The organism is Acinetobacter sp. YH12064 (assembly GCF_013419735.1).
Lineage (GTDB): Bacteria > Pseudomonadota > Gammaproteobacteria > Pseudomonadales > Moraxellaceae > Acinetobacter > Acinetobacter amyesii.
Genome location: NZ_VOZP01000031.1, coordinates 1 through 7,401, shown reverse-complemented (window position 1 = coordinate 7,401; position 7,401 = coordinate 1). Strand labels below are relative to the sequence as shown.

The 7,401-nt window shown below is 30.9% G+C and carries 8 protein-coding genes; 4 read left to right on the top strand and 4 right to left on the bottom strand.

Annotation, left to right across the window (positions count from 1 at the left end; genetic code table 11):
- Positions 1-133: 133 nt before the first annotated feature.
- Both FTU13_RS17190 and FTU13_RS17185 read left to right on the top strand, forming a co-directional pair.
- Positions 134-508: a hypothetical protein gene (locus tag FTU13_RS17190; protein WP_180161144.1), complete on the top strand. Its 375-nt coding sequence runs from the start codon at positions 134-136 to the stop codon at positions 506-508.
- Between the two features lie 115 nt (positions 509-623).
- The gene (locus FTU13_RS17185) at positions 624-1,037 is read left to right on the top strand and encodes a plasmid replication DNA-binding protein (protein WP_180161143.1); all 414 of its coding nucleotides are present in this window, start codon (positions 624-626) and stop codon (positions 1,035-1,037) included.
- Here FTU13_RS17185 and repM read toward each other — a convergent pair.
- Positions 1,026-1,973 carry a replication initiation protein RepM gene (gene repM, locus FTU13_RS17180; protein ID WP_180161142.1) on the bottom strand — a complete coding sequence of 316 codons (948 nt, stop codon included), beginning with the start codon at positions 1,971-1,973 and terminating at the stop codon, positions 1,026-1,028. The genes FTU13_RS17185 and repM overlap by 12 nt on opposite strands.
- Before the next feature lie 1,949 nt (positions 1,974-3,922).
- On the opposite strand from repM, the gene FTU13_RS17175 reads away from it, so the two are divergent.
- Together FTU13_RS17175 and FTU13_RS17170 are read left to right on the top strand one after the other, a co-directional pair.
- Positions 3,923-4,525 carry a hypothetical protein gene (locus FTU13_RS17175; RefSeq protein ID WP_180161141.1) on the top strand — a complete coding sequence of 201 codons (603 nt, stop codon included), beginning with the start codon at positions 3,923-3,925 and terminating at the stop codon, positions 4,523-4,525.
- Positions 4,526-4,527: 2 nt separating this feature from the next.
- Positions 4,528-4,800 (top strand): hypothetical protein, encoded by a 273-nt coding sequence (locus tag FTU13_RS17170; protein WP_180161140.1) that lies wholly within the window; start codon positions 4,528-4,530, stop codon positions 4,798-4,800.
- A gap of 145 nt (positions 4,801-4,945) precedes the next feature.
- Here FTU13_RS17170 and FTU13_RS17165 read toward each other — a convergent pair whose 3' ends face one another.
- From FTU13_RS17165 to FTU13_RS17155, 3 genes are all read right to left on the bottom strand, one after another.
- Complete coding sequence (locus tag FTU13_RS17165) at positions 4,946-5,572, bottom strand: hypothetical protein (protein WP_180161139.1); 627 nt, start codon at positions 5,570-5,572, stop codon at positions 4,946-4,948.
- A gap of 8 nt (positions 5,573-5,580) precedes the next feature.
- Positions 5,581-6,126 carry a recombinase family protein gene (locus tag FTU13_RS17160; RefSeq protein ID WP_180161138.1) on the bottom strand — a complete coding sequence of 182 codons (546 nt, stop codon included), beginning with the start codon at positions 6,124-6,126 and terminating at the stop codon, positions 5,581-5,583.
- Between the two features lie 164 nt (positions 6,127-6,290).
- On the bottom strand, positions 6,291-7,253 hold the full coding sequence (locus FTU13_RS17155) for a hypothetical protein (protein ID WP_180161137.1): 963 nt from the start codon (positions 7,251-7,253) through the stop codon (positions 6,291-6,293).
- Between the last annotated feature and the right edge of the window lie 148 nt (positions 7,254-7,401).

Genomic DNA, 7,401 nt, shown 5'->3' with positions numbered 1-7,401 from the left:
TTTTAAATAAAAAATATTTTCTATCTCTACGTGAATGAAACAGTACAACTACCCTGATAAAACAATTCTATTCACGTACAGCGTTCAATTTGTTAAGGTATTGACTATTAAAAACTCTATCTTGGAATCTTATATGACAACTATCACTAAACCAAAAGGAAATTTAACTAAAGCTGTAGTAATGGAATTAGTAAAAGATGCAACTCCTGAACAAATACAGACTCTATTTACATCACCTAAAACTAATAAAGTAGTAGGTTTAGCTTCTCGTGCTCGTACAGTAGAGGTATTAGCTTTAACAGGTGCTAAGAAAAAAGCTGTAGAGGAATATACATACCCTGCTAAACGTAAATCTCGTAAAGTTGTAGTTAAGCGTGGTACAGATTCAACAACAGTAAGCAAAGAAGATTATAAAGATTTGAGCAATGACAAACTGATCAGCTCTATTAAAGAATTTAAGAACAAACTTAAAGCTATGGAAGATCAACTGGCTGATCGTTTGAAATAATCATAACGCTACAAGTTGAAAAGGGGGAGCTATATGCTCTCTTTTTTTGAACAGTTTTTGACATGCTAAATGCTGTATATTATTGTTCAATTGAACAGAACAAAAATGAACAAGTATGAGCAATCTATCAATTAACCAAGCAAGTAAACTATTTAAAGTCAGTCGAAATACAATTTATGCTCGTATCAAGAAAGGCGAGATGACAAAGAACAGTGACGGTACTGTTTCAGCACAAGATATGATTCGTCTATTTGGGAACAAAACAGACAAGAAAGCCATAGAACAGGCTATTACTGAACAACTGAACAGCACTGCTAAAATTGAACAAATAATTGAGCAACCCAAAAACAATAATGAACAGCTATTAGAGCAACAAGTTGAACAATTAAAGGCACAGGTTGAACAACTTGAAAAGCAACTGGAGTATGTCAAAGCAAATGAAGCATGGCTTAAACAGCAACTAGATCAAAAGCTAATTGAACATAAGAATCATGAAAAGAAAGGGCTGTTAGGTCGATTATTCGGATAATCTAGTTGGAACAAATCCTACATTCTCTAGGTACTGTATCCATTCTTTAACATAGAATCCATCCATAAGCATTGTAGCTATTCGTTCTGAATAATCCTCTATGCTCTCTCCTACATTAGCCTTGTAATGATTTTGGAAAGCTATATCTCTACTTAACTTATCACCGAACATTAGAGCTTGTTTAATTGTCATATCAGCAAACATATCAATAGTATTCATATCCTTACCAGTCTTTGACTTCTTATCTTTTTTCTTACTTATTTTAAACAAGATATGAGATATAACTCTCCCTTCCTTAAACTGTTCATATTTGATCTTTATATCAGTTTTGTTAACTATCTCTTTTATAGCTTTATCTAAAACATCTCTTTTAAATACAGCATTTAACTTGTATTCATTATCTTCTAAACCTAGCTTACTTCTAAGCTCTACTATCTCAAACTTTTTACTATTGCCTACATCTCTATATTTAATCAGCAACTCATATAATCTAATACTGTACTTACTTTTAAAGTCACTGACTTGCTCTAAAAGGTATTGAGTAAAGTTAGCTTCTAATCTGCTTATCATGCTTATAACTTCACTACTCATATATAGAACAACAGCACCATTATCATTCAAATATGAAGCTCTATTTACCCATCTAGCAACGGTTATACAATCCTCTCCCTTGTATTTATCAAGGTAGCTAAACTGTCTATTAAATAATTGTTTTGTAGCATCTGCTAACTGCTTATATGCTTCGCTCTTATCTGTCTTATATTGATCTCTGTAAGCTGTAGCCTTAACTTCAATAGGTGTGTCAGGTGTTAGTTTATCTAGCTCTCTAGCTTCAACAATAGCCATTAACATTAGCCGTTGTTCAACCAATGACAAGTTAAAACTAGCATCAATTAAACTATTATCCTTAACAACAAGTCTTGAATCCTTACTCATATCCCCTCACAACTATGAACGGTGAATTTGTCATTTTGTTATAGTAGTAATCTTTTATCACTGTTTTAACAGTATATCAATATCACTAATAGGGGGATTTATATCACTTATTGGTACTTATCAAGAGGGGAATAATATCACACATAGGGGGGAATAATATCATACATACCCTCTATAACCCTTACACAGAAAGGCATACAGCAAACAGTAAAGCATTACAAAGCTCTTTTTATTTCAAAAAAGCCAATCTTCCTTTTTCAAAACTTTTAATTTTATTTTGATTATCTGCATAGCAAATTTAGCTCATGGATTCGGGTATGATTTATCCATCCCTCGATGTGGGTTGGACAGGGTATAAGATTTTATACTTGCCCACACGCTCTCATTTGCGCTCTAAGGTGCTTCTAGAAAGCATAGTGGTACATAGATATAGGTAATGTGTCTATCGTTCAATCTGAGCGATTCTGTGAGCATCTAGGACTATGTTTGAATCCTATCTATACCTATCTGATAGCTGTGTACGCAATAACAGGTATTCTGTAGGTGCTAGGAATCTGACAGCGTACAGAGTTATCAGAATCCAACCGACTGCATGAAGTTTAATAGGGTATTGAGAAGAACAGAGGGCGTGGAGAAAAGAGAAATTAGAAAGGGAAAATAAGAATACAAGTTACATTATTTGTTTTTAAATCTATTCAATCAAACAAGTATTAGTGTGCATATTAGTTTTATACGTTCAAATATTATTGTTTTTAAATATCTAAACCCTTAATCAAATTTTGTTTATTTATAAATTCAACTAGATCAGTAGAACAAACCTTTCATTAAAATTAGTTATGTAATGTCTATCTGCTTCTCAATGGAAAGGAAACGGAGCTTTAAAATAAAAACCCCTGCTTAATACGGAGTACCTATCTTTAAACTGAGGACAGGATTTAGGGGTGGGGGCAGATTAGCTTTATCCCCCTACCATCTGACAAGGTACTTCAAATAATACCTAGTTCACGCTTACAGATTTTAATATACACCATTGGTGGACAATGAATTAACCAATCAATTACTAATCATTTATCTGTATAGCTCTATATGGCTCTCATTTGCGTTTACATCGCACTTAGCTTGATGTGGTACAAGTGCATAGGCAAGGTGTCCAAACGCTCATGTACGAGCAACCATGAGCATACAGAATTATATTCATACCTGTATCTTGTGTCATGCTGACCTGACAACCACAATATCTAGTATCTAATTAAATACATCCATCCAAACTTGGATACATCATTCAAAATTGAATCATCTCCTCAAATCTGAATGGTGAATAGGAATATCTATACCAATCATCAAAGAACATATAGAACTTGGTACTGATTAGATACGAGCAAATTTGCTCACATCTCTAGGAATTAATACTATTTCCACTCAACTGAATTTTCAGCTCAGTAGGTGTATGTATTCAAACAACCATAAAACAAGTCTATTTTTAATATTAGTATTCTTTGTTTAATAAGCAAAAAACAATAAATCATAAAAAGCCTATAAGCTATATGGGTAAAGGGTTGCAGAGCTTTCACATATTGACATTTTAGTCAATTTAAGATACAATCTACCCCATAATTAAAAAACATAATCAAACAATAGCTTTTCATCTCCTGACTACCTGAAATGCAGTCATAGCAATACATGATCTCTATCACGACAAGCCATCTACGGAACTATGGGCTTTTTTGCTGTACATATTTTAATCATATATCTCTATAACCCTTATACAGTAAGGCTTTCAGGATTTAAAAAGCAATCAGGATAAACTGAGTATATATCTATAATCATATCTCTATCTAATAGATACATATATCAATCTATATATAGTAAATAGTTAATAATCTATATATATATCTCTTTTATCTATCTAACAAACATTAAGAATAAAACTAATTAATAAACAGTAATCAATGAGTAAATTAATAACAAATAACAAGTATTTAGGATACACAGTAAATAATCAAATCAATCCAAAAACTGGCATTAAATATGATTTAAGTAGGAAAAGTATGCAATCAATCTTACATACACTTAACAGATGCAGAAATGAAATGAATAGACCAACTATACTTCGTTTCACATTAGCATTAGATAACAATGACACATTTGACTTAGCAAAGTTCACAAGAAAGCTAAGAGAATACAAATATAGCTATGGTCTAATTTATAGTTTTGAGTATGCAGAAAAGCAGAAAGGATTACATTTAGAGCTAGGTATTATTATTGATCAGGCTAATATAAGCCCTGATATGTTTAGACGTTATCTAATTAAAGTAGTAGCAAATTTAGATGGTATTGAATATGAAATAGTAGATGACTATACAAAGATTGGATTAAATCATCACAAGCCTATGAATGAATCAATTAAAGGTGCAGGGCATAATCTAAAGAATGAGAATGAATTTGCAGATGCAGTATATCGTTACTCATATTTAGCTAAACAGAACGATAAAGAATTAGTAAACAGAGCTAAGACATTTGGCACAGCTATAAGAATAAAGGAAAATAAATAATAATGATCGACTATAACAAACACTTAATTAACAGCACATACAATCAACTAATATCAAACTTAGTTGTATGGCAATACCTAACAAATAAGGTAAAAGCAGATTTAGAACAAGGCTACAAAGTAGTAAAGAATAAAGAGAAGCTAGACAAGATCACATCAAATATTCTTGATTCTCTACCTGGCTTTGATGGTATTGATTTAAGCAATGTAAAGCTCTATATGCCATTAGTAGATGATGTAAAGCTATTACAAGCATTTAAGTATAAAGAGCTATGACAGTCTTTCTATGTTCTGTAGCTATAGCCTTTATTGTTTATCAGCTTTCAACTGTATAAATTAGAGTCCAGATTTGGACTCCCTTTCTCTCTCACGTGTACGTGTATATATACTCACATGTGAGGTACAGTGCGCCTACACGCTTTTATGAATTAAAAACAGAAACTTCAAATAATGAATCAGTTAATGTCTTATAGCTTTCCATAAAATCACTAACATTTGAAATATTGATTGATTTAGAGATTTCATCTTGAAACCCTAATTCTTTAAATATCAATTCACCAATATATGTTTGAATTAATTTATAATCTTTTATATAAATATCAATACTATCAATTATCTCTTTTTTACTACAGTATTTTCTAATCTTTAATAGTTCATAGTTAAAGTTTAAATCAATGTTTAGAAGTCTATTAATTTTTTTAGCATCATCTATGCTAATTTTATAATCATCTATCAAGTTTACTGTATCTATATGACTTGCGATATCTAAAACTAAATCATACCTATCTTTTAAATTAATGTATGTTTCTTTAGATAATTTAGCAATTTCTTCATTTCTTTTTTGATCTTTCCAACTATTAAATGTATATAGTAGAGCTATAGTTGCAAACATAGTTGCTGTCCAACCTAAAAGGCTAGATGCTGTAGCTGTATCAGATTTAAAAAATATTTGTATAAGAGCATATAGTGCTATAGATACAGCTACTAAAGCGAAATAAATAATTATAAGAGTTGTTATTGGCTCAAAAGGTTTATTTAATTTTTCCATAATATTACTTATCCTTTCATAGCTCTTTGTACTGTAGATAATGATACACCTAGCTCTTTAGCAACCTTTCTATAACTAGCTCCCTCTTTAGACATAGCCGATCTAATAGCATCATCATCAATAGACTTGGTACGTCCTTTATACTTCCCTTCTTCCTTAGCTTTTGCAATTCCTTCTCTCTGACGTTCTAGCATTAGCTCTCTTTCAAACTCTGCAAAGCTACCTAGTATATTGAATAATAAATTAGTCATTGAATCAGACTTATCACCGTTAAATTTCATTCCCTCTTTATGAAAGTGTACTGATACACCTTTATCATTTAACAAGCTAATTAGCTCTTTCAGGTCTGCAAGGTTACGAGCCAATCTATCAATACTATGTACGTGAACTGTATCGCCATCCCTTACATAATCAATTAATGCCTTTAATTGCTCTCTATCTTTATTCTTTCCGCTCTTGTGTTCAATAAATATTTTATCAAGCTGTAAGCCATCTAACTGTCTAGCTGTATTCTGATCTGCTGTACTTACTCTTATATATCCAACATTAGCCATAGTATTGTATTCTTTTAAATCTAAGATGTTAGAAATATACCGTATTCATATATAGAAAACAATGTATTTGAATACAATAATTGTATTCTTTTTAGTGTATGCGGTAGGGCGTGGCTATTGAATACAGCACTGACTTTTCAATGAAGTGATTACAGGCTCTATATTTAATAGTTAAAGTTTTTAAGTAAATTTTTGAATTTTTCATCTTGTTTGCTTTTATCATTATTAAAAATATTTCTAAAAGCATTTTGATCTCTAACTTCTATATCCCTGAAATTGTTAGTTTCTAGACTCTTGTATTTGACTAAAGAAGCTATTAAAGCGAAGTTTTTATTTCTCCCTCCTTCTTTCATAAACTTCTCAAAACTACTTTGCATATCTCTTGATGCTTTTTTATAGTCAATCCAACGAACTGTATCTATAGAGAAATTAACTTCTATATCATTATCAATTAGACTATTTGCAACTAACAAATCTTTTTCTGTGAAGTTAATTTTTTTACCAACATTTGGAGGAGTGAGTTTATCTTTATCAGATGGTACATAGTCTAGCCTTAATATAGAGTTGCTAGAGTCAAAGTTTTTTAGTAATTCATTTTTAGGTAGAAAGATGCTCTGATTTTTTGTGAGATATCTATCTGATGTCAAAATTATAAAGTATTTTTGACTATTCATCTGAATGCATGTGTAGTACATATCATCAACTAATTGCTGTTTTTTTAATGGTTCTGTTCTATGTAATACAGCATTTTTAAGTATTTGTTCACTTTCAGCATAAGTTCTTATCCCAAAAGGAAAAGTATATTGCTGAGATTGTTGATATGGTATTTGGCTAATTAGTTGATTTGAATAGCTCTCTGCTTCATTCAAGGATTTGTGCTTAAATTTTGCTAAATCCCAATTTTGTATTGATAAATTAACATAATCTCTATACTGCCTACATTCACCTTCTATCATTTTATTCATATCTTTAATACTAGTATTCCTTAACTTATTTACAAAGGTTGTTTCTAAGGAAGCATCTGTAAAATATGGATTCGGATATATATCAAATCCTCTTGAATGTGCATTAAGGCTCAATATTGAGATAGGAAAAGCTAGCAAAAATAATTTAAACTTTGTACTCATTAATAACTACCTAATATCTTGTTTTAAATAAAAAATATTTTCTATCTCTACGTGAATGAAACAGTACAACTACCCTGATAAAACAATTCTATTCACGTACAGCGTTCAATTTGTTAAGGTATTGACTATTAAAAACTCTATCTTGGAA